24 protein-coding genes are annotated in these 24,631 nt (G+C 57.5%); 11 read left to right on the top strand and 13 right to left on the bottom strand.

All coding sequences use genetic code 11. From position 1 onward, the window contains the following. Positions 1 to 44 precede the first annotated feature (44 nt). Positions 45 to 773, bottom strand: a complete 729-nt coding sequence (locus tag M0R30_RS04965) for a hypothetical protein (protein ID WP_292544126.1) — start codon at positions 771 to 773, stop codon at positions 45 to 47. A gap of 178 nt (positions 774 to 951) precedes the next feature. Here M0R30_RS04965 and M0R30_RS04970 point away from each other — a divergent pair, with 178 nt between their 5' ends. Further along, entirely contained in the window at positions 952 to 3,087 is a 2,136-nt protein-coding gene (locus M0R30_RS04970) for a thioredoxin domain-containing protein (protein ID WP_292544129.1), read from the top strand. Here M0R30_RS04970 and M0R30_RS04975 read toward each other — a convergent pair whose 3' ends face one another. From M0R30_RS04975 to M0R30_RS04985, 3 genes are all read right to left on the bottom strand, one after another. Next, positions 3,088 to 3,564 (bottom strand): pyridoxamine 5'-phosphate oxidase family protein, encoded by a 477-nt coding sequence (locus M0R30_RS04975; RefSeq protein ID WP_292544132.1) that lies wholly within the window; start codon positions 3,562 to 3,564, stop codon positions 3,088 to 3,090. A 185-nt stretch (positions 3,565 to 3,749) separates the two neighbouring features. Then, positions 3,750 to 5,060 (bottom strand): 2'-5' RNA ligase family protein, encoded by a 1,311-nt coding sequence (locus tag M0R30_RS04980; protein WP_292544134.1) that lies wholly within the window; start codon positions 5,058 to 5,060, stop codon positions 3,750 to 3,752. Between the two features lie 108 nt (positions 5,061 to 5,168). Further along, a complete protein-coding gene (locus M0R30_RS04985; RefSeq protein WP_292544137.1) occupies positions 5,169 to 5,375 on the bottom strand; it encodes a hypothetical protein in 207 nt (68 codons plus the stop codon). Positions 5,376 to 5,489: 114 nt separating this feature from the next. Here M0R30_RS04985 and M0R30_RS04990 point away from each other — a divergent pair, with 114 nt between their 5' ends. The 3 genes from M0R30_RS04990 to M0R30_RS05000 all read left to right on the top strand — a co-directional run bounded on the left by M0R30_RS04990 (position 5,490) and on the right by M0R30_RS05000 (position 7,059). Continuing rightward, a complete protein-coding gene (locus M0R30_RS04990; RefSeq protein WP_292544140.1) occupies positions 5,490 to 6,176 on the top strand; it encodes an HAD family hydrolase in 687 nt (228 codons plus the stop codon). Positions 6,177 to 6,315: 139 nt separating this feature from the next. Next, entirely contained in the window at positions 6,316 to 6,858 is a 543-nt protein-coding gene (locus M0R30_RS04995; RefSeq protein ID WP_292544143.1) for an arginine decarboxylase, pyruvoyl-dependent, read from the top strand. A gap of 36 nt (positions 6,859 to 6,894) precedes the next feature. Continuing rightward, positions 6,895 to 7,059: a hypothetical protein gene (locus M0R30_RS05000; RefSeq protein ID WP_292544146.1), complete on the top strand. Its 165-nt coding sequence runs from the start codon at positions 6,895 to 6,897 to the stop codon at positions 7,057 to 7,059. Positions 7,060 to 7,478: 419 nt separating this feature from the next. Here the strand turns inward: M0R30_RS05000 and M0R30_RS05005 are convergent, their stop codons facing one another. Next, positions 7,479 to 7,841, bottom strand: a complete 363-nt coding sequence (locus M0R30_RS05005) for a hypothetical protein (protein WP_292544149.1) — start codon at positions 7,839 to 7,841, stop codon at positions 7,479 to 7,481. Positions 7,842 to 7,934: 93 nt separating this feature from the next. On the opposite strand from M0R30_RS05005, the gene M0R30_RS05010 reads away from it, so the two are divergent. After that, positions 7,935 to 8,123, top strand: coding sequence for a hypothetical protein (locus tag M0R30_RS05010; RefSeq protein WP_292544152.1), 189 nt, complete (start codon positions 7,935 to 7,937; stop codon positions 8,121 to 8,123). A gap of 162 nt (positions 8,124 to 8,285) precedes the next feature. Here the strand turns inward: M0R30_RS05010 and M0R30_RS05015 are convergent, their stop codons facing one another. Genes M0R30_RS05015 through acsB form a run of 6 tightly spaced genes read right to left on the bottom strand, consistent with a single transcriptional unit; the run spans position 8,286 to position 16,342 of the window. Then, positions 8,286 to 9,044 carry an AAA family ATPase gene (locus tag M0R30_RS05015; RefSeq protein WP_292544156.1) on the bottom strand — a complete coding sequence of 253 codons (759 nt, stop codon included), beginning with the start codon at positions 9,042 to 9,044 and terminating at the stop codon, positions 8,286 to 8,288. Between the two features lie 12 nt (positions 9,045 to 9,056). Beyond that, positions 9,057 to 10,103, bottom strand: a complete 1,047-nt coding sequence (locus tag M0R30_RS05020; protein ID WP_292544158.1) for a hypothetical protein — start codon at positions 10,101 to 10,103, stop codon at positions 9,057 to 9,059. Positions 10,104 to 10,108: 5 nt separating this feature from the next. Beyond that, a complete protein-coding gene (locus M0R30_RS05025) occupies positions 10,109 to 12,010 on the bottom strand; it encodes an ASKHA domain-containing protein (protein ID WP_292544161.1) in 1,902 nt (633 codons plus the stop codon). Beyond that, entirely contained in the window at positions 12,011 to 13,348 is a 1,338-nt protein-coding gene (gene acsC, locus M0R30_RS05030) for an acetyl-CoA decarbonylase/synthase complex subunit gamma (RefSeq protein ID WP_292544164.1), read from the bottom strand. Position 13,349: 1 nt separating this feature from the next. Beyond that, a complete protein-coding gene (locus tag M0R30_RS05035; protein ID WP_292544191.1) occupies positions 13,350 to 14,306 on the bottom strand; it encodes an acetyl-CoA decarbonylase/synthase complex subunit delta in 957 nt (318 codons plus the stop codon). Positions 14,307 to 14,311: 5 nt separating this feature from the next. Then, a complete protein-coding gene (acsB, locus tag M0R30_RS05040) occupies positions 14,312 to 16,342 on the bottom strand; it encodes an acetyl-CoA decarbonylase/synthase complex subunit alpha/beta (protein ID WP_292544166.1) in 2,031 nt (676 codons plus the stop codon). Positions 16,343 to 16,516: 174 nt separating this feature from the next. On the opposite strand from acsB, the gene M0R30_RS05045 reads away from it, so the two are divergent. Beyond that, positions 16,517 to 17,611: a PEGA domain-containing protein gene (locus M0R30_RS05045; protein WP_292544168.1), complete on the top strand. Its 1,095-nt coding sequence runs from the start codon at positions 16,517 to 16,519 to the stop codon at positions 17,609 to 17,611. Between the two features lie 93 nt (positions 17,612 to 17,704). Continuing rightward, complete coding sequence (locus M0R30_RS05050) at positions 17,705 to 19,216, top strand: MBL fold metallo-hydrolase (RefSeq protein WP_292544170.1); 1,512 nt, start codon at positions 17,705 to 17,707, stop codon at positions 19,214 to 19,216. A gap of 60 nt (positions 19,217 to 19,276) precedes the next feature. On the opposite strand, the gene M0R30_RS05055 is transcribed toward M0R30_RS05050, so the two are convergent. Then, positions 19,277 to 19,627 carry a hypothetical protein gene (locus M0R30_RS05055; RefSeq protein ID WP_292544172.1) on the bottom strand — a complete coding sequence of 117 codons (351 nt, stop codon included), beginning with the start codon at positions 19,625 to 19,627 and terminating at the stop codon, positions 19,277 to 19,279. A 119-nt stretch (positions 19,628 to 19,746) separates the two neighbouring features. Next, a complete protein-coding gene (locus M0R30_RS05060) occupies positions 19,747 to 20,601 on the bottom strand; it encodes a DNA adenine methylase (RefSeq protein ID WP_292544174.1) in 855 nt (284 codons plus the stop codon). A 122-nt stretch (positions 20,602 to 20,723) separates the two neighbouring features. On the opposite strand from M0R30_RS05060, the gene hxlB reads away from it, so the two are divergent. From hxlB to M0R30_RS05080, 4 genes are all read left to right on the top strand, one after another. After that, complete coding sequence (gene hxlB, locus M0R30_RS05065) at positions 20,724 to 21,323, top strand: 6-phospho-3-hexuloisomerase (RefSeq protein WP_292544177.1); 600 nt, start codon at positions 20,724 to 20,726, stop codon at positions 21,321 to 21,323. Between the two features lie 14 nt (positions 21,324 to 21,337). Next, a complete protein-coding gene (locus M0R30_RS05070) occupies positions 21,338 to 22,441 on the top strand; it encodes a pyridoxal phosphate-dependent aminotransferase (RefSeq protein ID WP_292544180.1) in 1,104 nt (367 codons plus the stop codon). Between the two features lie 4 nt (positions 22,442 to 22,445). Further along, complete coding sequence (locus M0R30_RS05075; protein WP_292544181.1) at positions 22,446 to 23,483, top strand: M42 family metallopeptidase; 1,038 nt, start codon at positions 22,446 to 22,448, stop codon at positions 23,481 to 23,483. A gap of 110 nt (positions 23,484 to 23,593) precedes the next feature. After that, entirely contained in the window at positions 23,594 to 24,496 is a 903-nt protein-coding gene (locus tag M0R30_RS05080; RefSeq protein WP_292544183.1) for an IS5 family transposase, read from the top strand. The last annotated feature ends 135 nt before the right edge of the window (positions 24,497 to 24,631 follow it).

Below are 24,631 nucleotides of genomic sequence, written 5' to 3' on the forward strand. Positions count from 1 at the left end.
TCCCTCCGGATCAATTAATACCGATCTGATCGATCCTCCCGGTGCTATGGCCGGTGGGTCCAGACGTACCATGCGAGCGGGGGGAGGGAAATAACAAACGCGACCAGGCCGAACGCGAGGCCGAGGGCAAAGCCCGTGCCGATGACGCTGGTGACCTGCCAGAGGGTGCTGACTGCCCAAGGGACGGCGCTCATGAAGATGAGCAGCCCGAAGAGCGCGATTAAGACGATCCCCACGGCCGCGTTTTTGATGTCCTGCCGGCTTGGTGCAACCGAGAGGACGAGGCTGAGCGTGAGGTAGAGGTAGAGCAGGAACCAGGGATGGAAGGCCGCAACAAGGTTCTGCCGGAAGAGTTCCACGATATCGATCCCGAGGCTGTGCAGCGTGCCTGCCGAATCAATGGGTGCCGGGAAGGCGGGGAAGGTGCAGCCGAGGTACGCGGAAAAGAATCCGGTCAGCCCGGTCAGGACGAGCGGTATGCAGAAGAGCGGCGCCGAACTGATGATGACGTCCCCGAGCACCGGGAGTTTCGGCCGCGTGTACGTGACCGAACCGCCGTCTTTTGAGAGGAGCACGACCTTTGTTATTGTTGCCCCGGTGAGGACGCAGCCGAGGATGTGGGAGCACTCGTGGACGACAACGCCCGGTGCCCGGATAAGGTAATAGAAGACCCGCATGGGCAGCACCTGCGCCCAGAGATGGTCCAGCATCGTGGAGATGAGCATCACGACAATGCCGGTTGCAATGACGATGAAGAACGAGAGTGCTTCCATGCGGATCAGGAATCCCGGAGGAGTGGTTAGGGCAGATGACACTTAATGCCAGCGAAGGGCAGACCGGAATGCCGGTCCCCTCCCATCCCGCCCGCTTTTTTGGAGTCCTCCGGTATTGTTGTGAGACGGGAATGGTACGGCTGAAAGCCTGATATGGTCATACGCCTCATCTGCGGGTATGCAGCGGGAAGGACCGTCAGCGGAGAACAATCCTGTGCCACCCCCTCGTTCCAACCGGCTCGCCGGCGAGAAGAGCCCGTACCTTCTCCAGCATGCAGCGAACCCGGTTGACTGGTACCCGTGGGGCGACGAGGCGTTCTCCCGTGCCCGGAAGGAGGATAAGCCGGTCTTTCTCTCCATCGGGTATGCCACCTGCCACTGGTGCCACGTGATGGCACACGAGTCGTTCGAGGATAATGAAGTGGCGGAGCTGCTCAACCGGGATTTTATCTGCATCAAGGTGGACCGCGAGGAACGTCCCGATATCGACAGCACCTACATGGAGATCTGCCAGATGGTCACCGGCCAGGGCGGCTGGCCGCTCACCATCATCATGACGCCGGATAAGGTGCCCTTCTTTGCAGCCACGTATCTCCCAAAGGAACGGCGTTTCTCCGTGTACGGCCTCATCGAGCTCCTGCCCCGTATCGCGGAGGCCTGGCACCGGCAGCGCGACGAGCTTATGGTGTCTTCGGAGAAGATCATCAGCGCACTCGCGGCAGGACAACCGGCCCCCCGCGGGCAGGAGCCGGATGCCACGCTCCTCGATGATGGGTACGAGGAACTGGTCCTGCGGTTCGATCCGGAGCACGGGGGGTTCGGGACCGCCCCGAAGTTCCCGACACCCCATGTCCTCCTCTTCCTCATCCGGTACTGGAACCGCACCGGGGAGAGCCGTGCCCTTGACATGGTGATAAAATCCCTTGACGCGATGCGGGACGGCGGCATCTGCGACCATGTGGGCGGGGGGTTTCACCGGTATTCCACGGATGCAGGATGGCGGGTGCCGCATTTCGAGAAGATGCTGTACGACCAGGCGCTCCTCCTGATGGTGTACACCGAAGCGTTCCAGGCAACCGGGTACGAGAGGTTCCGGCGCACTGCTGAGGATATTATTGCTTATGTCCTCCGCGATCTCCGCTCTCCTGAAGGTGCGTTCTTCTCCGCGGAAGATGCGGACAGTCCCGGCGGGGAAGGGGCGTTCTATCTCTGGTGCCGGAACGAGCTGGATGCCGTGCTTGGGCCGGACGACGCGGGGCTCGCTGCCCGTGTTTTCACTGTACGGCCTTCAGGGAATTTCCCGGGCGATGGCAGGGACGGTCCGGCAAACATCCTGTACCGGACCCTGCCTCCCGATGCCCTCGCTGCCTCCATGGGCATTCCCGGGCAGGAGCTGGACGCCCGGCTCTCGTCCATCCGTGCCCGGCTCTTTGCTGCACGGGGGCTGAGGCCCCGCCCGTCACGCGACGATAAGGTCCTCGCCGACTGGAACGGGCTCTTCATTGCTGCACTGGCGCAAGCCTCGCGGGTATTTGCCGATGCCGGCTATCGTGCAGCCGCGGAACGGGCGACCGCGTTCCTGCTCTCCGGCATGCGGGACCCCGAGGGGGGACTCTGGCACCGGTACCGCGATGGCGAAGCAGCGATCCCCGCCTTTGCCGGCGATTACGCCTTTGTCATCACTGCGCTCATCGAATTGTTCGAGACCACGTTTGATACGCGATACCTGTCGGATGCCCTCGCGCTCAATAACCATTTCATGGCACATTTTTTTGACAACCGGCATGGCGGATTTTTCTTTGTATCCGATACAGCCGAGTCACTCTTTTCCCGGAAGAAAGAAATCTATGACGGGGCACTCCCTTCGTCAAATGCGGTTGCCTTCGACAACCTGGTACGGTTATCCCGGCTCACCGGGGACCCGGTCCATGAAAAGCATGCGCACCAGCTCGCCCGCTCCTTTGGGACGATGGTGCAGGAACAACCCGCGGCTCACGGGTACTTCCTCTGTGCGGTTGACCGGGCGACCGGGCCCACGCAGGAGATCGTGATTGCAGGAGATTTGGGGACGCCGGATACGGAACGGATGATTGCTGCCGTGCGTGCACGGTACCTCCCCCTCAGCACGGTCATCTTCCGCCCCGCACCGGGACCGGACACTCTGCTTGTTTCCCTTGCGCCGTTCACAAAAGACCTGGCCGGGACCCCAGGAAAAACGACCGCCTATCTCTGTTCGGGCCATGCATGCTCCGTGCCGATCACGGACCCGGACGCGTTTGAAAAAGCCCTTGACGATAAAAAAGCGGGGATATGATCAGAGGTTCTTCAGCGACACGATGTCCTTGACGCCGACCAGCTTCCAGACAATGGAACGGTCCTCCTCTGCAATCGCCACCGGCGCGTCCATGGGGGAATGCCCGAGTGCGGCAAGGATATTGCACGACAGGTTGCGCTCGACAATCAGGTCGACAAATTTGTCGCGTATGATCTTCTTCTCGATCGAATCGCCCACTTCTTCCAGGTATCCCTGGAGCGTGACGAACGTGTAGGACGAGAGGTCCTTGGTAAACTTCTCGATCTCAACGGAGGCATAGGGGCTTTTCCGGAAATACTCGATCTTCTTGCCATATTTTGTTGAGAGGAAATAGAGGAATGAACCGTCAAATACATACAGGAACGGGGCGATGTACGGGTATTTTTCACCCTGGAATGCGATCCGGCAGATGTACCCTTTCTCGATCAGTTTGTCATATTCCACTTTGTCCATCCGCGGGATCTTGATGATCTCCATAGTCACTCAAACCTGATTCCCAACGTAAGACAATAAACCTTTTCAATTGGTGCTTATACAAAAAAGAGCAGTATTCAGCGTTTGATCCAGAAGCCCGCCTCTTTCCACGCGACTGAACGCGGTGTTGTTGCCGGAGGACAGAATGCCGGAAAAAACGGTAAACAAAGAATGAGATCCTCCCGCGCTTATTCTGTACCGGGATAATTGAGAAGCACCGGTTTTGTGTTCCCCGAGGCCAGCCGGTACTGTACCAGCGTCCAGGTCTCCTCAAGGCTCACCGGGACATATCCTGCGACTTCCGCACTGACATTGATCCTCCGGTGTTCGAAGTCAATGAACGGGTAATGACGGAGGTCATTGTTATGGTGATGGCCGTGGATCACCCAGCCGTCAAACGCTGCCGGGGCGTCTGCGGGGTCATGGACAAGGAAGAACCGCGTTCCCGCATGTTCAATCACGGCTGAGGAGCATGCCCCCGGCCCGGGGGCATCGTGGTTCCCGGCAATGAATGTGACCTCCCCGTGAAGGTGTTCCCGGTATTCGTGTTCGGGACGGGCAGTCCTGCCATAACACAGGTCACCGATATGATAGGTGCGGGTGCCGGGAGTAACCACGGCGTTCCAGTTCGCGATCAGGACCCGATCCATCCCGCCGGGATCGGAGAAGAGGAACGGTCTCGAACAGTAGCGGATGATGTTCGCGTGACCGAGGTGGAGGTCGGCAATGAGGAGGGTGTCCCCGGGTTGTTGAAGCCGGGGTTCCGTGCGCTCGAACCCCGCATCTTTCCGGAACCGCGATAATGTCTCATTCCAGGACCGGCTGTCATGCCGGTGGTTGTCATGCAGCCAGCATTTTTCCAGGAGATCGTACTCGGCAAGGATCTCTTCCCCGTGCATGAGCGAGATCCGGAGCCCGGTCTCGTCAATGAGGAGGGGCCGGATATTCCGGGCCTCAACGGATTCAAAGAGAGAACGGAATGCCGTGCGGAGACCGGAGAGGAAACCCCCGGGTTGCGCTGATTGTCCATCCCCGGTATCCGGGCCCGGCAGGGCCTGGAACACTGCCGAAGCCCTCTTTTGTTCCAGGTGGTTTGCGACCGTCACATGGTACCATTTCAGTTCCGGCCGGTCGTCCCATGCATTATGGCTGCGGCAGATCGGCAATAATGCCCCGGCCATCTCCGCGACCAGCCTCACCAGGCTGTCGGAAGGCCGTACAGAAAAAGCAATGACGCTGCCGTGCATGCCTTCGCGCTTCTCAAAACCGTCGAGGGTAAACGGGACGGGACCATAGTGCGATGCAACGGTGCCGATTGCATCGATGAGCTGCTGCTGGCTGACGCCCTCCAGCAGTTCCATCGGGCCAAAGAGCGTCACGTGCGGGTGCCGTTCCATGAACTGCCCGATGCCGAATACCCGGGCAATGGAGGCGACCGTCTGGCGGACCCGCCACTTGGTCCTGCCGAGCCGGATCTCCACAAGGTATATGTCATTCATGGTCCAGACCGCACACTCACTTTTTATTGTCGGTCTTCCGGGTTATAATGGAATCCGGTTGACTCCGGCAGGTACCGTACCGGGGAATGGAAAGAAAAGAGCGGGATATTATTCTTTTTTGTTGGCAAGGCCAAAGAGCATGATGATGCCGACAAGGACGGTTGCAACCCCCGCGATGCCAAGGATGATCCCGATACCGGGAGAAAGCGGGGATGCGGAGGTGATGCCGATCGCGATCAGGAGAGCCCCGACAAGGATGGCGATGACCGGTACCATGACTGGTTCTGCGATAGTAATTCCCCCAAATGGTATCAATTAGGTAATCGCCCGTCAAATTAAAGGTTACCGCTTCCGGTACCTGCTGGCCCGGGTGCCGCGTTACCGCAAACAATATCCTCATCACGATACCACGCCAACAATCCGGTACGTATGAGTATGCCCTCACTCCCGGTATCCACGATTTTTTTCGACATGGACAACACCCTCTTCGACCTCGTTGAGGCACAGGTCGCGTCCTGCCGCGAGGTTGTCCGGTTCCTCGGGCATGATGACGGGGAGGAATTATTCTCGTATTTCCTCAGGCCCGTGCACGGGTTCGAGTCGCATGAAAATATCCGGCAGTACATGGAAGAGCGCACTATCCCGGTCGACGGTACTTTTAAGAAAGCCTGCAGGATCTACGAGACCGAAAAACTCCGGCATATCTCACCCTATCCCGGCGTCGCAGAGACCCTGAGGCAGCTGCACGAACGGGGGTACCCGATGTGCATCGTCACCGATGCGCACTCCCGTGATGCAACCCTGCGCCTTGAAAAGATCGACCTTTTGCCGTTCTTCACCGGCATGATTGCGTACGATCTGGTGCAGGTAAAAAAACCCGCCCCGGGGCCGTTCCTCGCCGCGCTTGAGATGATGCGGGCCTCCCCGGACAATACCCTCCTTGTCGGGGACAGTATCCGGCGCGATATCGAGCCCTGCGCCCGGCTGGGGATCCGCACGGTCTATGCCCGGTACGGGGACCGGTTTGCGGACGGCCGCAGGGATCCCGGCGCGGATTTCATCATCGATGGGCTTGACGAGCTCCCGGTCATCATCGACCAGATCAACCGGTCCTGATCATCACCCGGTTTTTCCGGCAAAAACGGGCAATATGGGCGGGCGCGATAGCATAAACTCCGGAAAAAATACGAGTATTTCTGGTTTTTAATCCAGTTTCAGCAATAAATTAAAAAATGTGTCCGGTAAAATAAGAGCTATGTACGTTCCGAAAGAGATCTTTTTCACCAAAGGGGTAGGTGTCCATAAAGATCGTTTAGCCTCTTTTGAACTGGCCCTGCGAAAGGCCGGTATTGAAAAATGTAATCTCGTGTACGTCTCAAGCATCTTCCCGCCTGAATGCAAACAAATCACCCGCTCTGCGGGTCTTCGGAAACTTGCACCCGGTGCGATCACCTTCTGCGTCATGGCGAGGAACGATACCAACGAGCCCAACCGTCTCGTATCATCGGCCATCGGGCTTGCCCTCCCGAGCGCTTCGGAAGAGTACGGGTACCTTTCGGAACACCACGCGTACGGAGAAACCGAGAAGAAGACCGGGGAATATGCCGAAGACCTCGCGGCGACCATGCTCGCCACGACTCTCGGTATCGAGTTCGATGTGAATGCCGCGTGGTCGGAACGCGAACAGACCTACAAGGCAAGTGGCAAGATCATCAAGACCAAGAATATCTGCCAGTCAGCGGAAGGGGACAAGAACGGTCTCTGGACAACGACAATTGCCGTGGCAATGTTTCTTTAATTTTTCTCTATTTTTTTAGATCTTTTTTCAATAATTATGAGCAACGCCGCCACATTCGAAGTTATCACTTCTCTACAGCCTGTGGCTGTTCCCGAAGGGATGCAGTCGAAGGCTGATATCTTCTCAACGGCGTACGGCGGTCCCCGCGGCGGATCGGTTACTGACTGTGCCGGAACCTCCCTGCCCCGCCGTGACCCGTAGGGGCCCTGAGGCGGGGAGCCCTCGAATTTACTTAAAAAACCGAGTCCCAAAATTTTTCTAAAAAAAACCTTCGGCAGCTGTGCCGTTTATCCTCCCTGAATTATGGAGTCTCAACGTCACTGAGCACTTCAACGTGCAGAGCTTTGAACGAGAAACCATATAAAAAATGGATCGTTTTCCTGATAATCATCATGCAGGATTTACGGCGCCTGTATATCGGGCATTATGTGCTGACATATAAACCGGATAAGAAAAAAGAACAGATCACACTTGTGGACTTTGCACATCACGATGAGGTATATTGAAGAAAAGCCACGGCCTCTTTGAAGAGATCAGTTGCCCTGATCCGGAACCAGCCGGGACCGGGCTAACTTTTTTGTATATCCTGTTAATTTCCCCGGACCCGGTCCCCCCTCGTCTCATCCGTCCCCACTCCCGAAAAAGTCCGGGAAATATTCCCGGATCCGCTGGCTTTCTTCGTCTGTCGCTCCCTGGAGATTCATGTCCGTCATCCCGATGATGAATGCGGCTGCCTCGTTTCGATCTGCTAACGGGAAGACATCCGGCTTGCCTGAAGGCCCGGACCGGTAACAGACATAAAAGCAGGGCTCCTCTCCGGGCACCGGGTGGGCAAAAACGAGAGTCTCCTCAGAGGCCATGATGGCGAGGCCTGGCGGATTATACTGGATGCAGAGGAGCGCCACATCTGAAAAGAGGTCTAGTTCCGAAGGTTGTCGCTCCCTGTTACGGCCGGCATCCGGGCTTGTGCTGTCTGTGTTCACCTGGCACCGGTGGAGATGTTGGTGGGTGAGAAAATAAATTTATGCACATTGCATACATTAATCCCTAAATGTGCATATCCCACACTGGAGTGTATGCCTGCGAAGGAAAATATCGTTAAGTCCCGGTTTCATTATGGATCTAATTCTCTTGATCTTACTATCCCCTCTGGAGTTGCCAAGTCCCAGAAGATCAATCCCGGCGATGTCTTCCGGCTTGTCGTCAAAGAAGAAAAGGGCAATCTCGTTTTACAATATGAGCGGGTTTATTCCACGAAGGTGTGAGTGGCCGGGAGAACGGGCGATTCAACATAAGCAAAAAATTAAGCGAGATAATTTCTCTCGGTAAAAATCAGAGAATTGCACGTGATTTTATTTTTAATTTGGTGCATTCTCGCAATAAGCTGTAACATCTTTTATCACACCTTCCCGTAAACGCCATCCCCATCACCTCTCCCCCGCCATCCCCCGGATCCTCTCCGCAAGTTCCCGCACCGCAACCCGGGCAGGCGAATCCGATGGAATCAAAGAAACCGGAGATGCAGCCAGGTCCGCCTTCTCAACAGAGGGATCTTCAGGCACAACAGCAATCGGCAGCTCCCCGCCAATATCCACAGGAGCAGCCCCGGTCTTGTACATGTTGAACACCACGTGGATCTTCTCTTTCTCAAGCCCGAGCTGGGTGGCAATCTCCCGGATCCGGGCAATCGTCCGCAGTCCCCGGGCGCCGGGGTCGCTGACAATGAGCAGCATGTCGGGCTTGCCGATCGTCCCCCGGCTGATGTGTTCCATGCCGGCCTCCGTGTCGATCACGATGAAGCGGTAGTCGCGTTCCAGCTGCTTCATGCATTCCGAGAGGAGGTCGTTCGCAAAGCAGTAACACCCCGTCCCCTCGGGTCGTCCCATTGCCACGAGGTCGAACCCTTCCGCTTCCACGAGCGCCTGCCGGAACCGGAACCGGACATAGTCGTGCCGGTTCATACCGGGAGGGATGTTCCGCGAGAAGGCCTCTTCCCGCATGCTCCCGAGGGTCTCGTGGACGGCGACGCCCAGCGCCTCGTGGAGGTTTGCGTTCGGGTCGGCATCGACAGCGAGGACCGGGGTTTCGCCAAGCGCGATGAACGAGCGGAGGAGAAGGGAGCTGATCGTTGTCTTGCCGGTCCCTCCCTTGCCGGAGACTGCGATCGTGAACGGGTGCGGAGGCATGGTGTCAGTCCTTCAGGTGCGGCTGCCCGTCTCCCCGGCACGGATGCGCCGGGAGATCTCTGCTGCCGCTCCCATGATCGCAAGCGACCCGTTGCGGTCGGCAAACCGGATCCCGCAGCTGGGCGTGATGAGCGACTGTGCATCGAAGAGTTTCTCCGGCATACGGGCGCAGAGCTGGGTGCGTATCGCGAGGTATTTTGCGTTGAGTGTGTCCACCGTTTCCGTTGCAAAGACCTTATGCTCGGCGGGTACGATCCCCCATGCTACAACCCCGCCCTTCTCCATGTAGGAGATGATGGAATCCGCGTACAGGAGAAACTCCGTTGAGGTTGCATACGCGTCCATGGAGATGACAGACGGGGAGAGGCCGATGACGAACTCCCAGTCCGTGTTGGAGCAGCAGTGAATGCCAAGGCCGCCTTCGATAAGGGAAGCGATATCGTCCCATCCGGACCGGACGGTCTCGCGGTCTACCGGGACAACGGACGATCCCAGCGATGCAAGGTAGGGTTCGTTTAAGACAACGAGTGTCTCTTGTGCTCCGGTCTGATCCCGCATCGCCTGCTCGCACCAGCGGGCCTTGAGGGCGATCATCTTCGAAAGGACATCCGCGAGCTGGGAATCATAATAGATCGGCCGCTTGTTGGCATCGACCACCTGCATACCGAACGTGACCGGCCCGGTCACCTGGCATTTCAGGACGATCGTTGGCGGGACCTTCCGGGACAGCATCTCGATAAATGCCGAGGCGTATTCCACATGGAGGCCGTAACCGGCAGAATTCCCCTCAACGAAGTCCATGTACACCTTCTCCATAGCAGCGGTCTGGTCTTTCGTGCTGTCGAAGAGGAGCCGGTCCTCCCGGATGAGGCGGCCCGGGAGCTGCTCGGAGTCGTTGAAGACAATGCTCTCGAGCTGGCCCCGGTCCGGGAGGGTCGGGATGTACGGGAAATCAGGGAAGAGGGCGAGGACATCGTCGCACGCCTGCTTCGGGTCTGTGTGGGGCAGTGCACCAACGCCGGTTGCGAGCGAATGGGGCGAGGGGATCATCTTTGCCATGCTGCCTACTCCCTCCTGGTGCGGCAGGATTCGAGAAGTTTCTGGACGCCGGGGAAGAGCGTAAGGTCCGTGTGCGGGAGGAAGGTACTGCCGGTGTACTCGTCCATGAATGATTTTTCCGCGTTCAGCTCGATGTAAGCAATCTTATACGCGATATCATCGAGGGTCTTTCTCGCCCTGCGGTTGATGAGCGCGATGTTTGCGCCGGCCACGGCGCCGTTCCCGATGTTTATTATCTGGTCGATCGCGATCTCCGGGATGAGCCCGATGATGGTCGCGTTCTTCTTGTCCAGGTAGTTCCCGAATGCACCTGCGAAATAGATCGTGGAAATCTCGTTATGGGTCACCCCCGCCTCCTTCATCAGGCTCAGGCACGCAGCATGGACCGAGGCCTTGCTCATGATCAGGTTCTTGATATCGTTCTCCGTGATGACAATGTCCTTTCCGATATCCGTCTCCTTTGCCCAGGCAATGACATACTCCGGGAAGTGGGCATTCCTGCGGATGCGGGGGTTGTTGATCTCCATATTGATCCGGCCGGTGCGGTCGATCACGCAGGCGATGAGGAGTTCGGCGAGCAGGTCGATCAGTCCCGAACCGCAGATGCCCCGGGGCCTGATGCCGTTGATGGTCGAGTACTTCGGGTCCAGCGTGACGGGGTCGATCGCGATCTTCTCGATTGCCCCGGGGTTTGCCCGCATGCCGAAGAGGACCTCCCCGCCTTCGAGTGCGGGACCGGCAGCACCGGCGCAGGAGAACATCCACTCCTTGTTGCCGAGCACGACCTCGAAGTTCGTGCCGATGTCCACGAGGAGCGAGATCTCTTCCCGCTCGCCCATGCCGCAGGCAAGGATATCAGCGATGATGTCGCCGCCGATGAAGTCGCTGACAGCCGGGAAGGCAAACACGCCCCCGTTCGGGTTGCAGGCAATACCGAGCCGGCTGGCAGCAATGGAGAGCGCCCGGCGGACGACCGGAACATAGGGCTCGGCGATCATGTATGCGGGATCGATCCCGAGGAGCATGTGGGTCATCACCGTGTTGCCGGCCACGACCACTTCATAGATGTCCTCTCGGTCGATCCCTGCCGTGTTGGACGCGGTAGTAAGGGCCTGGTTGATGCTCTCCGCGGCAAGGGCCTGGAGTTTTACAAGACCGTTCTTCCGGGCAAAGTTGACCCGGGCCAGGATGTCCTCCCCGCAGCTGATCTGCTTGTTGTAATTGGATGCAACGCAGACGACCTTACCCGTGACCAGGTCCCAGAGGTAGACGACAACGGTTGTCGACCCGAGGTCGACTGCTGCGCCGTAGACCCTCTTCGAGGTATCGTTCTCCTGGAGATCGATGACACGGTACCCTCCGGGCACGAGCCCGATGGTCGCAGTCACGTTCCAGTCGCTGTGACGCAGGATTCCCGGCATCTCGCGGAGCACCTCGAGCGGGACGTACATCTTCTCCGCCACCGGCCCCCCGCTTTTCTGGATCCCCCACAGGAGCCGGGACAGGTCGGGGGAAGGATCGGCAAGGCTTGGTGGCTGGAGCTGGACATAGTATTTCTTCACGGACGGCCGGAAATCGATCTCCTGGTCCAGTCCCTCCACGAGGATCTTCTGCTCCTGGATGAGAGTGCTCTCCGGCACGACCACGTGAAGGTCGCCCTGGATTGTTGTCTCGCAGGCAAGGCAGGCGCCCTTCTGCAGCTCGGCTTCCGTGAAGAACCGGCCGTACTTCTGGCGGTCGAAGTCCACCCGGCCGGACTGGATGTAGACAATACATTTTCCGCACTTGCCCAGGCCTCCGCAGACCACGTTCATGGAGAGGCCGGCCCGCTGGGCAGCGTCGAGGACTGTTGTCCCGCGTTCGACATCGATCTTGCGGTAACTGGGGAGGAAGGTAACGGTCCGCATCTACTTTTTCCACTCCTCGTGCAGGAATTCCCCGATCTCCGCGGCATCGCGGGGACCGACGAGGACTTTCCAGCCGGTTGCATCCTCGATCCTCCCGGAGAGCGGCGAGGCATACCCGGGGATGATCAGCTTCCGGTGCGTTACTTCGTCCTCGACCCCGAATTTTTTAATCGAGTCCCGTACGAGCATCTCGGAGAGTTTGCCGGCGGCAACGGCGGTCAGGACCGAGAGCCCTTCCGTGTCCACGATCAGCATGAAGCAGGGGATGCGGGTAGACTCGAGGTAACCCTGGAGCGTGAAGAACGTGAGCGAGAAGTTCACCGTCATCAGGACCGGTGCGTCCTTGTCCGGTGTGCCGACACGGTACAGCCCGGGGTTCATCTGGATGGGTTTCTGGGGGTCCGTGTAGATATTCTGGCGGAGCGTGAGCGAGGCCTTTGTGGCACCGGGTGAGAGCGGGTCCGTGACAATGACCGAGGCATATTTTACGATACCCAGTGCAACCGCCGCGTCCTGCTGTCCGGTCGCGGTGGCATCGAGATACACGGGATAGCCGAGTTCCGGGACTAAACGCGTGATCGCAAGCTGCCGTATCTGCGTGGAGCGGGTGAGGAATGCCCCGAGGTTTTCCGGTGCAGGGTCAAGCACAAGGTCCTGCACTCCTTCGGCAGTGCAGTCCTTCACCATCCGGGCAAGACCATCGGGCGTTGCCGCCCGGATGACCAGCGGGCACCCGTACTTTTTGGCAAGCGCACACATCTCCTTGAAGTTCTCCCCGGTCGCTGCATGGAGGAGCGGCCGGTAGGAACCACAGTGGACCAGGGCTGCCGCGTGCGCTGCAGGGTCCTTTGCAATGAGCACCGGGGGGAGGTGGGCCTGCTCCTGCTCCACGGTTGCAACAGCTTTTGCAAAGGTCTTTGCTGATCCGCTCGTGTTCTCGATGGCAATACCGCTGAAGCGGAGATCGGTGCCAACGCGGGTGAAGGTCTCGTCCCGCACCCGGCGGGTGACTGCCGCGATCTCCGCAGGTGCCTGCGTATCGCTGACGCGGAAGACGATGCCGGGCGGGTGGTAAAAGGTCTTCTCGTGCCGGTACAGGACCGTCTCTTCTCCCACCTTGAAGAAGCGCTCGCCCATCCCGACCCTGATGAGCCGGATGGGTGGCCGCGTACTTGCCCCGAGAACCGATTTTGCTTCGTCGCTCAGGTACGGGCAGAGCTCGACATCCGCTTTCCCGCCGGCGAGTTTCATCGCAAACGTGAGGCAGGTCGGATCGCCGCACTCCTTGCAGTTCTTCTTGGGGAGGAGCTTGTAGATGTCCAGTGCCTTGAGTGCCATCCTATCGCACCTCCGCTGCTGTCCCGGGTTTTTTCATGTCAGTAAATGCCTTCCGGAGGAGGGGGATGGTGCCGGGGTGGCGGACGCAGATGATCTCTGCGCCGGCGGTCGCCGCGGCAATGCCGGTGTAGAACTCCCACTGGATTGCCATCTCGTCCTGCACCGCGGGTTCTGCCTCCCGTACTTCCTTGATGGTGAGCGAATCGATCGCGGAACAGACCATGGGCATGGCAAGATCGGTATCGCCCTTGAGAGCAGAGAACCGGATCCGTTCCATCGCCGAGTAAGAATATTCGAAACCGTACCCAAGCGCCCCGGTATACGGGTCGATCACGATGTGGTCCCGCTGGACGCCGATCTCCTTTAAGAGGATGTTAAGTTGTTTTGCTAGGTTAATGTCGATGGGCGACTGGGCGATGATGGAGTGGTTGTAGGCAAGGGCAGCGGCGGCGATGCTGCGATACTTCCCCGCCTCCGCGGTGCCGAGGAGGAGCCGCTCACCCTGCGCCACTTCCCCGCATTTCTGGAACACCTCGCTGTCGATCTTCGGCTCGTTGCTCCCTTCGATGATCAGGGGCAGGCTGGACGCCGCGAGCACATCTTCGACAACTTTTCCGAGCGAGGCAATATCGCTAAAATTCCGCTGCCGCGTGCTGGTCAGGTACAGCCGGATAAGGTCGGCCCCGTACGTTCCGTCAGCGGCTTTTGCCCACTCGCCCACGTTGTTGACCAGGTCCCCGCAGTAATTCGTCACGATCGGCGGCCAGAACGGGAGATAGTCACAGATCTCAAGAGCGATGAGCGGGGACGGCGAGCCAGCCCGGTCTTCCATGAACGGGAGCGTTGTCCCCCCGCCAATCCGGTACGAGCGTCTCCGCGTGCCCCCGTCCGCGTTTGTTGCTCCAAGCACGACTTCGCCAATCGTTGACGTCCAGCCGAAATTCATGTCGAAGGCCATCGTGCTCACACCAGCGGTTTCATCCCAAGGGCCGGGTGGCCGACGCGTTCGAGGAACACCATGAGGTCTTCGATGGTTGCCGCGGTGGTCTCATCCCCGATCTTCTCAAGGAACCCCGCAAGGCCGCGTTCCGCGAGCTTCTTTACGAGCCGTTCTTTGAGTTCCTCCTTGAGGGCGGCCGACATCCAGACCAGCCGCTCGATCCCGCCCTCCCCCTGGAGGAACCGGTCCGAGAGGATATAGTTCTTGGAGATCCCGGCAAACCCGGGTGTCTGGGCCCCGCCGCCAATCGTGCCGGCGAGTGTCGAGAACGTCATGCCCGACGGGGTTATTCCCGTGTGTTCACGGTTCACGACCATGATCCCGTTCACCTCCGGCAGCATCAGGGCGATCGCCTCGAAGCAGCCGCAGCAGGTCATCGGGTATTCCATCACGCTGTAGAGTGAGCACCGCTCGATCTCGCCGTGGCTTGCCTTCTTCACGAAGCGGTTGACACCCTCGAACTCCCCGGTCTGGGCGTTGAGGACCGCACCTTTCTCGATCGGCTGGTTGGCTCCGGAAGGGGCGATCTCGTACGCGATCTTCCCGTCGAGCCAGCTGATCGCGCCGCAGAGGGCGAGGCGCTCGGGGGTGATGACGCAGACGTGGTTTGGGGCAAACGTCTGGCAGAGCGTGCAGGAGTAATAGGTGCTGACCTCGCTGTCCCGCATCCCCTTGATCCGTGCATCGCGTTCATCGTACACCCGCTCCGCCTCTTTCTTCGCTTCAGTGACTTTGGCGCTGTCCGTGATCAGCGTGACCGCAACCGCGTCGAGCAGCTGGGGGAAGTCCATGCGGAACTTGCTTGCAAGCAGCTTGCCAATGTGTTCGATCTTTACGCCCTTTGCCACGGCTTCCTTCGAGAGCCGCACCCAGATGAGGTCCCGCTGGGCCACGTGCCAGGAGCCTTCTCCATAATTGACGAAGTTGTGGATCCGCCGTTCGAGCACCGGCTCGTAGTCCTTCTTCATCGCCTTGCCGGCGACCTCGATGATGATCGCGAGCGGGTTTGCGGATCCCTCTTTCAGTGCATCGATCTCGGGGCCGATGACCGTTACCTTCCCGTCCTCGATCTCGCCGGGCTGGCGCATCCTTAATAGCTCGAACGCCGGCGACCTGCCGCCGCCGAACTCCACGTACATCTCTTCCTTCCGTATGCTCTTTCCCTCGAATGCGGGTGAACATCCCATGGGGATCGGGATCGCGGTGATATTGACCCGGATGCCCTTCTGGTCCATGCCCAGCCTGACCACGTCCTCGGGTGTGGCGGGAGTCCATGTCCCGCCCTCATATCCGCCGACCGAGAGGATGGAGAAACCAAGCACCCGCATGCCGTCAACGAGCGCGATCTCTTCATCGCTCAGGCCGGGGAAGACAATGACAATCGCCTTGGCACGTTCGGTCGCATACGCGAGCAGGCGGTGCGCGTCACCGGGCGTGACACCGCCGAACATCATGGCAACGCGGGCGATGATGTCAACGAAATGGATGCCGTGGAAGGGTGTTGAACCAAGGGGGATGAGACGGTATTCAAGGCCCAGCCGGACGCCGGCTTCGGACAACGTGGGGATAATGTTTCCGGCAAGGAACGTGAGCATGTATTTTTCCTGCAGTTCGCGGCAGATGGCCGCAGCACTCCCCCCGCTTCCAGGTGAGCCGACAACCAGCGCGAGGCCAAGAATACTCCCGTCAACGAGCGAATACCCGAGCTTGCGGATGACCGTGTCATTGATAAAACCGGTGTATGGTGCCGGCTCCTTGCCGGACACCGCGGTTTGTTCTGCAAGCAGGCACTCGGATGCAACGATCGGGTTGTTCGCGGTCTTACTAAACACCTCTGCCGCTGCTTTCTGGTCATGCACTGCAATGCCGGTCAGTGCATAGGAGATCGGGAGGTGATACGCGGTATCTTCATAAGAAAACGATTTCTGGAGTGTTGAGATCCTCGTTTTCAGCAGGTCTTCGCCATGTTTTTTGGCCAACTCAACATCGGGCATCGTCTGTTTCCCTCGTATCAAGGGTTACGCGGTAATATAGATATAGTTTCGTTATCGGGTAACCCGGATTTGTGTAATCTGGCGATTTTGGGCAATTGGGGCAATTATTACAGAAATCTGACAATAAAGAAATATATACGTTTTAAACGATATTCTTCATAACGAGAGGTACATATGGGAAAGGTCCAGTTCATAAGGGGCATCTCAACCCTTATTCTGCTTGCTGCCGTTGCTGTCTGCATACAACCGGCACTGGGAGCAAATGAAACGATCTCTATTGCATACCGCGGTCCCGGTGGATATTATATCGGCGATACGATCACCCTCGACGGGTTCAATAATGCCGGGAATGTCACGGTCCTGAAACTCACCGGCCCGGGACTGCCTGCCGGCGGTGTCCCGATCTATGACCTGAATGGCGTTGAAGGGACCGGCAATCCTGTCCCGATGAACGCTGATGGCACGTGGCGCTTCTCCTGGTATACGTCCTCCATCAAGGGAATCGACCAGATGCAGACGGCACGGTATTACATCACGGCATTTGACCTGAACGATCCCACACAGTCTTCAACCACATCGGTCATGATGAAAAAACCGGACTTTTACGTTGTCGCAAACCCGGACCAGCTGGAGACCGGCAATTACATCCAGCTGCTCGGTACCGCTGAACAGGGAACAACGGATATCAGGATCCAGGTCAGTGACGGAAACGGGAACGTCCTCCATACCTATGAGACCGGTGCAACCGCGTCAGGATATTTCACCTATGCATTCCACGTGGACATGCAGCCGGGTGAATATTACGTCACGGTCTCCAGCCCGTCCGTGAAGAACACGTTCCGTACCACGATCACGGTCATCCCTCCCCAGACTCCGGCGCCATCAGAAACCCCGGTAACCTCTGTTGGCACCCTGCCCGGAACCGTTCCGGGACAGGTCCCCCCGGGAACCTCCTCCGGGACCGGCACGCTGTCGGTCTCATCCACCCCTGACGGTGCACCGGTCTTCCTTGACTCGGTATCCGTGGGTGTAACCCCGATTACGCTGGGCAGCATTACTCCGGGCAACCACCTTGTGGAGATCAAACCCCCCGGCTACTTTGCCTACTCGGTCCAGGTAACCGTAAAGCCCGCGGAAACAACCTCTCTCTCGCCAACGCTTGTTAAGAACCCGCTCTCCCTGCCGGTCTCTCCCGTCACCGCATGTGCGGGGCTCCTCATCGCGGGATTCCTCTTCGTGGCCTTTTCGGCAGGACGAAGAGATCCATAATTTCTGATAATCCCTTTTTTTTAAAACACTGGTCCGCCAACCATAACCTATATCGAAGTCCGGCAACAACGGTATACCCGCAAACGGTGGATCATGGGAAAATTTTCTTTTGTTGCGCATATGCCGGACGAGCCCGGTTCACTGCACCGGGCAGCCGAGATCATCAAAAAATATGACGGCAATATCAACCGTATCCAGTTTGACCGCCGCATCGACCCCGGGACCGTCTTTTACGAAGTGACCGCATCGGACGATGCCTACCGGAAGATCACCGAAGACCTTGCCCGGATCGGGTACCTCCAGACATCGCTCGTCTCCCTTGACTTCCTGAAGTTCTGCGTGTACCTCCCGCACCGTCCCGGGGCGCTCTACGAGTTCCTCGGGTACATCACCTCGGCGGGAGCCAACATCGCGCTGATCGATTTCGATGACAAGGGCCGGCACCCCGACCGCCTCACGGTCAGCCTCAACCTCGAGCAGAGCAGGGAGATCGACCGCCTCCTCGACCAGCTGAAGTCGCGGTACCGGCTTGAGATTGTCGAGTACGACAAGACCGGGAAACACCTTGACGACACGGTTTTTTATGTCCGGTACGCCCAGGAAGTCCGGGAACTGATCGGCGAATCCGAGGATGCGTTCCTGCTCTCGTTCCTTGCGGACACCAACCATATTGCGCAGGAGCTCATGGACCGGGGCTGCAACCCCCACCAGGTGTTCGACAGCGTGCTTGCCACCGGCCGGACCATGAATGCAACTTCCGGTGATAATTTTTATTCCGCCGTTCAGCAGTTCGCGATCACACCAGACACGATGCTGTACTGCTTCCAGCCTCCCTGCGGGGGGAGCATATTCCTCATCCAGGCCCCGGCAGAACTGGTGATGATCGATACCGGTTACGGCATCTACCATGACGATATCATGACCATGTTCTCCCGGTACGGGGTGGACATGAGAAAACTCACCCGCATCATCGTCACGCACGCGGACGCGGACCACTGCGGGGCCGCGGGCCACTTCTCCGTGCCGGTGTACATGCACACGGGGACCCTTGAGATCATCCGGACCAACAACCGGGGCTATGGCTCGCGGAGCCAGGAGTCGGTGCTCGAGGCGTTCTACACGAAGATGATCAACCTCTTCTCGCGGTTCGCCATTCCGTCGGACATCCACTGTTTTTCCGGGCCGACCGGTGCGACGCGGGGGATCTTCCCGGTCATCGGGACGGTCACCATCGGCGGACTGGAACTGGACGTGCTGGACGGCCTGGGTGGACATACCTTCGGGCAGGTCTTCCTCTATTCCAGAACCCACGGCCTGATCTTTGCGGCCGACAGCGTCATCAATTTCCGGAGCCTGACACAGGAGCGGGCGGACTACAGCTCGCTTGCGGCATTCCTCGTCACCTCTGTCAACGTTGACAGCGACCGGGCAAAGCAGGAGCGTATCGCCCTGACGGCTCTTGCAGAGGAGACGGACAATGCGCTCGCACCCGCCGGCCGGCGCTGCCTCATCTGCGGCGGGCACGGGGCGGTCTCGGTGCTCGAGAACGGGAAACTTGTTCAGTACGGAAAGATTGACGAGTACCGGGCCGGGAAAAGCGAGTGAAGGGTGGCCGGGGCCATACGGAAAAAATACGCCCGTCAACACGATTGAGATTGAAAGAAGTTACATTTTTTTTGGGGGGATATAGGTTGCACAATACAGGAAATAGGGAGTATCTCCACTCTTCTCATCATAGTTCCTGATCTCGTTGTCACAATATTCCGGGTAGGTATCCAGGACATACTCTTTAAGCAGGTTCACGCTGGCAAATGATCGTGTTTTGTAAATCAGGAACAGGTGATTATACCGAAGGCCGTCCTTCTCGAATTGTTTTAACTGCGTCCGGGGCTGATCGGTGATCCCGAATTTCAGGAATTTCACCATTTCCCGTTTGAATAAATACTGGACTCCCTGCTGGACTCCTTTTTTGGCATTTTCCAGATTATCCGTAACTCCGGTGTCAATTATCGGCATAAGCACAAGCAAGCTGATGGATATAGTTCTCTGACATTAAATCTTGTGATTTGATCTCTCCGGGACCTGCCGGAGACCGGTCCATCACCATCTTACAAAACAGGGGAACTTAATACCTGTCAGTCGTACGGGTAATTCGTTACAATAATTTCCTCGATCCCGCTCCGGCGTTCGCCATTGCAGTTGATGAACCGTCTGGCCGTGACGGTCTCGATACGGAACCCCTCATACAGGTCCTCGATTGCCGGGACCTTGGAATTGCTCAACATGAGCCGGATCCCTTTTTTCGAAAGTTTCCGGAACAACCGGGCGAGCCGCTCCTGGTCCTCGAACCGGAACCCCCTGGAATTGTAATCCGTGAAGTTCGCGGTCTTTGAGAGTGGCTGGTACGGGGGATCGAAATAGATGAAGTCGCCTTTCCGGGCGGTCTTTACCGCCGCTTCGAAGTCGGCATTCAGGATCTTCACCTTCGCGAGCAGTGCGGAGAACTTCATGATGCTTGCACCCGAAGGGATGGAACGGTTCTTGTGGCTCCCGAACGGCACGTTGAATTTCCCTTTCCGGTTCACCCGCCAGAGACCGTTGAACCCGTGCTTGTTTAAGTAGATGAGCAGGGAGGCCCGTTCGATCTCATGCAACGGGCTACCGATGATGGTGTTGAACTTCTCTTTCAATGCCTTGTACGACGCCTCATCATTCCGGAGGTCATCGTCCTCCAGTGCAGCGATGAGCGACTCCGGCTTGTCCTGCACCACCCGGTACAGGTTGATGAGCTCGCTGTTCAGGTCGGCAATCACCGCACGCGAAATGAGCTGGTGGTTATCGAGGTTGACCAGCAGTGCCCCACCGCCAATGAACGGCTCGTAGTACGTGTTCCATGCCGGGGGGAGGCGCTGATCCAGTTCCACGAGAAGTTGTCGCTTTCCGCCGGCCCATTTGATAAAAGGCGAGCATTTCACGAGCGGGGCAATCACAGACTAACTTTTTAGAACATTGCATAAAGATCTATCCCCGTTCCCGCGTCAGTAACGAAAATACCGGCTCCGGCATCAGAAATTCTCATCTACTATGTGGGTGCATCTCTTGTGCGAGAAGCATGGACAGCCACAGGGTGCAGGAAATGATGCTGTTGATGGCATCGAAGATCCGGGCGATTGCGAACAAAATATCTGACAACGACGTCGAGAAATTTATTGCCGAACTGCTGGACGCAAAGCGAGTCTACGTGATCGGCGCCGGGCGCTCGGGACTCGTTGCCAAGGCGTTTGCGATGCGGCTGATGCACCTTGGCCTGAAGGCGTACGTGGTCGGCGAGACGATCACGCCTGCCCTGAGCCCCGGGGATGTCATGGTGATCTTCTCCGGCTCCGGCAGGACGAAGACCGTGGCGGATATTGCCGAGACCGCAAAGGACATCGGGGCCCACATCTGCCTCATCTCCTCCAACGCGGATTCACGGATCGGGAAGATTGCGGACTGCATCGTCATCATTGAGCACCACCGCGACGAAGTCGAAGACGATACCGTGGAGTTCGAGATCCGGCAGATGATGGGCGAGCACAAGTCCTTTGCACCGCTCGGCACCCTCTTCGAGACCGCGTCCATGATCTTTTCCGATGCCGTCATCTCGCGGCTTATGGAAATAACGAAGACGGACGAGACTGCCCTCAAGAACCGGCATACGAATATCGAGTAGACAGGAAGTGACCTATGGGCATGAAATTCTCTGAACGGGTGGCGGGGATCGAGATCTCCGGCATCCGGAAAATTTTCGAAGCGGCAGGACCGGACTCCATCAACATGGGGCTTGGCCAGCCGGATTTTGACACCCCGCAGCATATCAAGGATGCAGCGATCAAGGCGATCCAGGACGGAAAGACCGGGTACACCACGAACAACGGCCTCCCGGAACTCCGGGCTGCGATCAGCAGAAAATTCAAAAACGAGAACGGGATCAAGTACCACCCGGACCAGCTCATCGTCACGGCCGGTGCAAGCGAGGCACTCCATATCGTGATGCAGGCGCTCCTCAACCCCGGCGACCGCGTCCTCTGCCCCGACCCGGGTTTTGTCTCGTACGCGTCGCTTGCCACCATTGCCGGGGGGACCCCGGTCAGCGTCCCGCTCACAAAGACCCTTCATATCGATGTCGAGAAGGCAAAGGCCCTGATGGGTGGCACAAAGCTCTTTGTCTTAAACTCCCCCGGTAACCCGACCGGTGCAGTCGAGAACGAGGAATCGGTCAGGGCGATTGTCGAGTATGCCGCAGACAAGGGCGTCACGGTCGTATCCGATGAGGTGTACGAACATTTCATCTACGGCAAGAAGCACGTGAGCGCTGCAAAATTCGGCGACAACGTGATCACCATCAACGCCACGAGCAAGACCTACGCGATGACCGGCTGGCGCCTCGGTTATCTTGCGGCATCGCCCGAGATCATCGGGCAGTGCCTCAAGGTCCACCAGTACTGCCAGGCCTGCGCCACGTCGATCTCCCAGTATGCGGCCCTTGCCGCGTACGAGGGCAACCAGGGTGCGGTTGCGGTCATGCGGGACGAGTACGAGGCACGCCGCGACCTCATCTGGAAGGGCCTTTCCGACTTGGGCCTGCCCTTCCCGAAACCGGAAGGTGCGTTCTATGCCTTTGTCCCGATGAAGCCGGCACTGACGGAGAAGATCATCGCAAAGGGCGTCATCGTGGTCCCCGGCTCCGCATTCGGCGCCAATGCGCCGGAGTACACCCGTTTCAGTTATGCCACATCGCGACAGAATATAATGACCGCTCTTGAACGGATCGAAAAACTCGTGAAGTGATATCATGGTAAAGGAACTCCTGGCAAAATTATCCAATGCCCACGGTGTCTCGGGCAGCGAAGGCAGCGTATTGTCGATAATAAAGAAGGAACTCAAGGGCCACGTGGACGAGATCCGCGAAGACTCGATGGGCAACCTGATCGCCATTAAGAAAGGGAACAAGTTCAAGGTGATGCTCGCCGCCCACATGGACGAGATCGGCCTGATGGTGAAGTTCGTGGATGAGAAAGGATTTCTCCGGTTCGTTGCTCTGGGCGGATGGTACGGCCCCACGCTCTACAACCAGCGCGTGGTCCTGCACTCAACGAAGGGCCCGGTGTACGGGGTCATCGGAGGCAAACCCCCGCACATGATGGATGCCGAAGAGAGCAAGAAAGGCGTCAAGATCGATGACATGTTTATCGATGTCGGCGCCACGAACCGGCAGGAAGTGGAAGTGCTGGGTGTTGACGTGGGGACCCCGGTAACCATTGACCGGGAATTCACGGAACTCGGGTACGGCCGCGTGACCGGCAAGGCATTCGACAACCGGGCCGGGGTTGCGATGCTGATCAAGACCATGCAGGAGGTCAAATCCCCGCTCACGATCTGTGCGGTCTTCACGGTACAGGAAGAAGTCGGTCTCAAGGGAGCAAGGACGAGCGCTTATACGCTCGAACCTGACTGCGCCATCGCCACCGATGTCACGATCCCCGGCGACCACCCGGGCATCGAGATGAAGGACGCCCCGGTTGAGATGGGGAAAGGCCCGGTCGTCACGATTGTTGACGCCAGCGGCCGCGGGCTCATTGCAAGCAGGAAGGTCGTGAGCTGGCTCAAGGAAGCGGCGGACAACGAGAGCATCCCGATGCAGCTCGAAGTCGGCAGTGGCGGGACAACCGATGCCACCGCGATCCACCTGACGAAGGGCGGCATCCCGAGCACCACGATGAGTATCCCGACCCGGTACATCCACTCGCCGGTCGAAGTCCTCGATCTCCGGGACCTCGAGGCCGCGGTGCAGCTGCTGGTCGCTGCGCTGAAGAAGAAGCCAGCGCTGTAATTTTGGCTCTGTAGAAATGCTGAGTTCACAGAAGTAAAACAGTGACAGAAAGATCTAAGGTACAGTGCCTCCTTATTTTGTTATGCTACTAACGATAAGGAGGCAAACTAATGTCGGCAAACCGGTATATCAGGTTTGTTGAATTATCCTCTGGCCTAATCAGAGACTCCCGCATTCCACTTTTTTCATCGAAGTTCTCGAAGAAAACCTATACGCAACATCAGTTACTCACGCTCCTTCTCCTGAAAGAGTATTTGTCAGAAGATTATCGGGATGCGGTTGAACTTGCGGAGATAATGGATTTAATTCGTGCAAAGATCCATCTCGATAACGTACCTCATTTTACAACAATCCACAAGTTCAGTCAACGGATAAGATCCACGACATTCACCCGGATACTGAACCGACTTGTAAAAATGTTTTACGACTGGGGTGAGAGGATTCCCAGTACTGCAATTGATTCCTCAGGGTTCACCAGCTCGTATGCCAGCCACTACTATTCCTGGAGAACGGATAAAATGAGAAAACGGTTCCTGAAAACTTCTGTCTCTGTCGATACAAATCAACAGATTATTACCGGTCTGAAGATCTCCCAACATCCGGTTCATGATAGCATTCACGCCAGAACTCTCCTCAAACAATGTCACAGGACCAGACCCTCTGACCTCTATGTCATGGACAAAGCATACGACTCCGAAGAGATCCATGAACTCGTTTGGGATACGCTGAATGCCTGCTCGCTTATCCCAGTCCGAAACAGAAAACGGAAGCGGATCTCCGGATATTATCGTCAACGGATCGCTCAATCTTTTGACGAGGAAAAATACCATCAGAGAAACAAAGTCGAAACCGTCTTCTCTGTCCTAAAACGAAAGTTCGGGGAAGCTCTCAAAGCTCGTCAATACCGGCAACAGGTCAAGGAAATTAAAATCAAAGTGATTCTCTACAACATCTCAAAAATGATCTCTTCTTTGTGCGCTCTCCTTTTATTGAGGAATTCTACAGAGCCGTAATTTTTTTATTTTTTTGCTCTGTAGAAAACCTTCACGAAGAAAAATTGTAAGAACCTGTGAAGGTTACAGACAATCATTTTCAAGGAGATTTCTTTCAGTTGTATAAGAAATCGTCGAGCTTTGAGATCACTCCCG

It is taken from the genome of Methanoregula sp. (assembly GCF_023227875.1).
Classification (GTDB): domain Archaea; phylum Halobacteriota; class Methanomicrobia; order Methanomicrobiales; family Methanospirillaceae; genus Methanoregula.

Excerpts from the sequence above, each read along its gene's own strand:
- M0R30_RS05050 (WP_292544170.1), top strand. The coding sequence starts at position 17,705 with ATGGGAAAATTTTCTTTTGTTGCGCATATGCCGGACGAGCCCGGTTCA.
- M0R30_RS05075 (WP_292544181.1), top strand. The coding sequence starts at position 22,446 with ATGGTAAAGGAACTCCTGGCAAAATTATCCAATGCCCACGGTGTCTCG.
- M0R30_RS05070 (WP_292544180.1), top strand. The coding sequence starts at position 21,338 with ATGGGCATGAAATTCTCTGAACGGGTGGCGGGGATCGAGATCTCCGGC.
- M0R30_RS05080 (WP_292544183.1), top strand. The coding sequence starts at position 23,594 with ATGTCGGCAAACCGGTATATCAGGTTTGTTGAATTATCCTCTGGCCTA.
- M0R30_RS05055 (WP_292544172.1), bottom strand. The coding sequence starts at position 19,627 with ATGCCGATAATTGACACCGGAGTTACGGATAATCTGGAAAATGCCAAA.
- acsC (WP_292544164.1), bottom strand. The coding sequence starts at position 13,348 with ATGGCACTCAAGGCACTGGACATCTACAAGCTCCTCCCCAAGAAGAAC.
- M0R30_RS04975 (WP_292544132.1), bottom strand. The coding sequence starts at position 3,564 with ATGGAGATCATCAAGATCCCGCGGATGGACAAAGTGGAATATGACAAA.
- M0R30_RS05010 (WP_292544152.1), top strand. The coding sequence starts at position 7,935 with ATGCCTGCGAAGGAAAATATCGTTAAGTCCCGGTTTCATTATGGATCT.
- M0R30_RS05015 (WP_292544156.1), bottom strand. The coding sequence starts at position 9,044 with ATGCCTCCGCACCCGTTCACGATCGCAGTCTCCGGCAAGGGAGGGACC.
- M0R30_RS04995 (WP_292544143.1), top strand. The coding sequence starts at position 6,316 with ATGTACGTTCCGAAAGAGATCTTTTTCACCAAAGGGGTAGGTGTCCAT.
- M0R30_RS05045 (WP_292544168.1), top strand. The coding sequence starts at position 16,517 with ATGGGAAAGGTCCAGTTCATAAGGGGCATCTCAACCCTTATTCTGCTT.
- M0R30_RS04970 (WP_292544129.1), top strand. The coding sequence starts at position 952 with ATGCAGCGGGAAGGACCGTCAGCGGAGAACAATCCTGTGCCACCCCCT.
- M0R30_RS04990 (WP_292544140.1), top strand. The coding sequence starts at position 5,490 with ATGAGTATGCCCTCACTCCCGGTATCCACGATTTTTTTCGACATGGAC.
- M0R30_RS05025 (WP_292544161.1), bottom strand. The coding sequence starts at position 12,010 with ATGCGGACCGTTACCTTCCTCCCCAGTTACCGCAAGATCGATGTCGAA.
- M0R30_RS04980 (WP_292544134.1), bottom strand. The coding sequence starts at position 5,060 with ATGAATGACATATACCTTGTGGAGATCCGGCTCGGCAGGACCAAGTGG.
- M0R30_RS05000 (WP_292544146.1), top strand. The coding sequence starts at position 6,895 with ATGAGCAACGCCGCCACATTCGAAGTTATCACTTCTCTACAGCCTGTG.
- acsB (WP_292544166.1), bottom strand. The coding sequence starts at position 16,342 with ATGCCCGATGTTGAGTTGGCCAAAAAACATGGCGAAGACCTGCTGAAA.
- M0R30_RS04965 (WP_292544126.1), bottom strand. The coding sequence starts at position 773 with ATGGAAGCACTCTCGTTCTTCATCGTCATTGCAACCGGCATTGTCGTG.
- M0R30_RS05035 (WP_292544191.1), bottom strand. The coding sequence starts at position 14,306 with ATGGCCTTCGACATGAATTTCGGCTGGACGTCAACGATTGGCGAAGTC.
- hxlB (WP_292544177.1), top strand. The coding sequence starts at position 20,724 with ATGGACAGCCACAGGGTGCAGGAAATGATGCTGTTGATGGCATCGAAG.
- M0R30_RS05020 (WP_292544158.1), bottom strand. The coding sequence starts at position 10,103 with ATGGCAAAGATGATCCCCTCGCCCCATTCGCTCGCAACCGGCGTTGGT.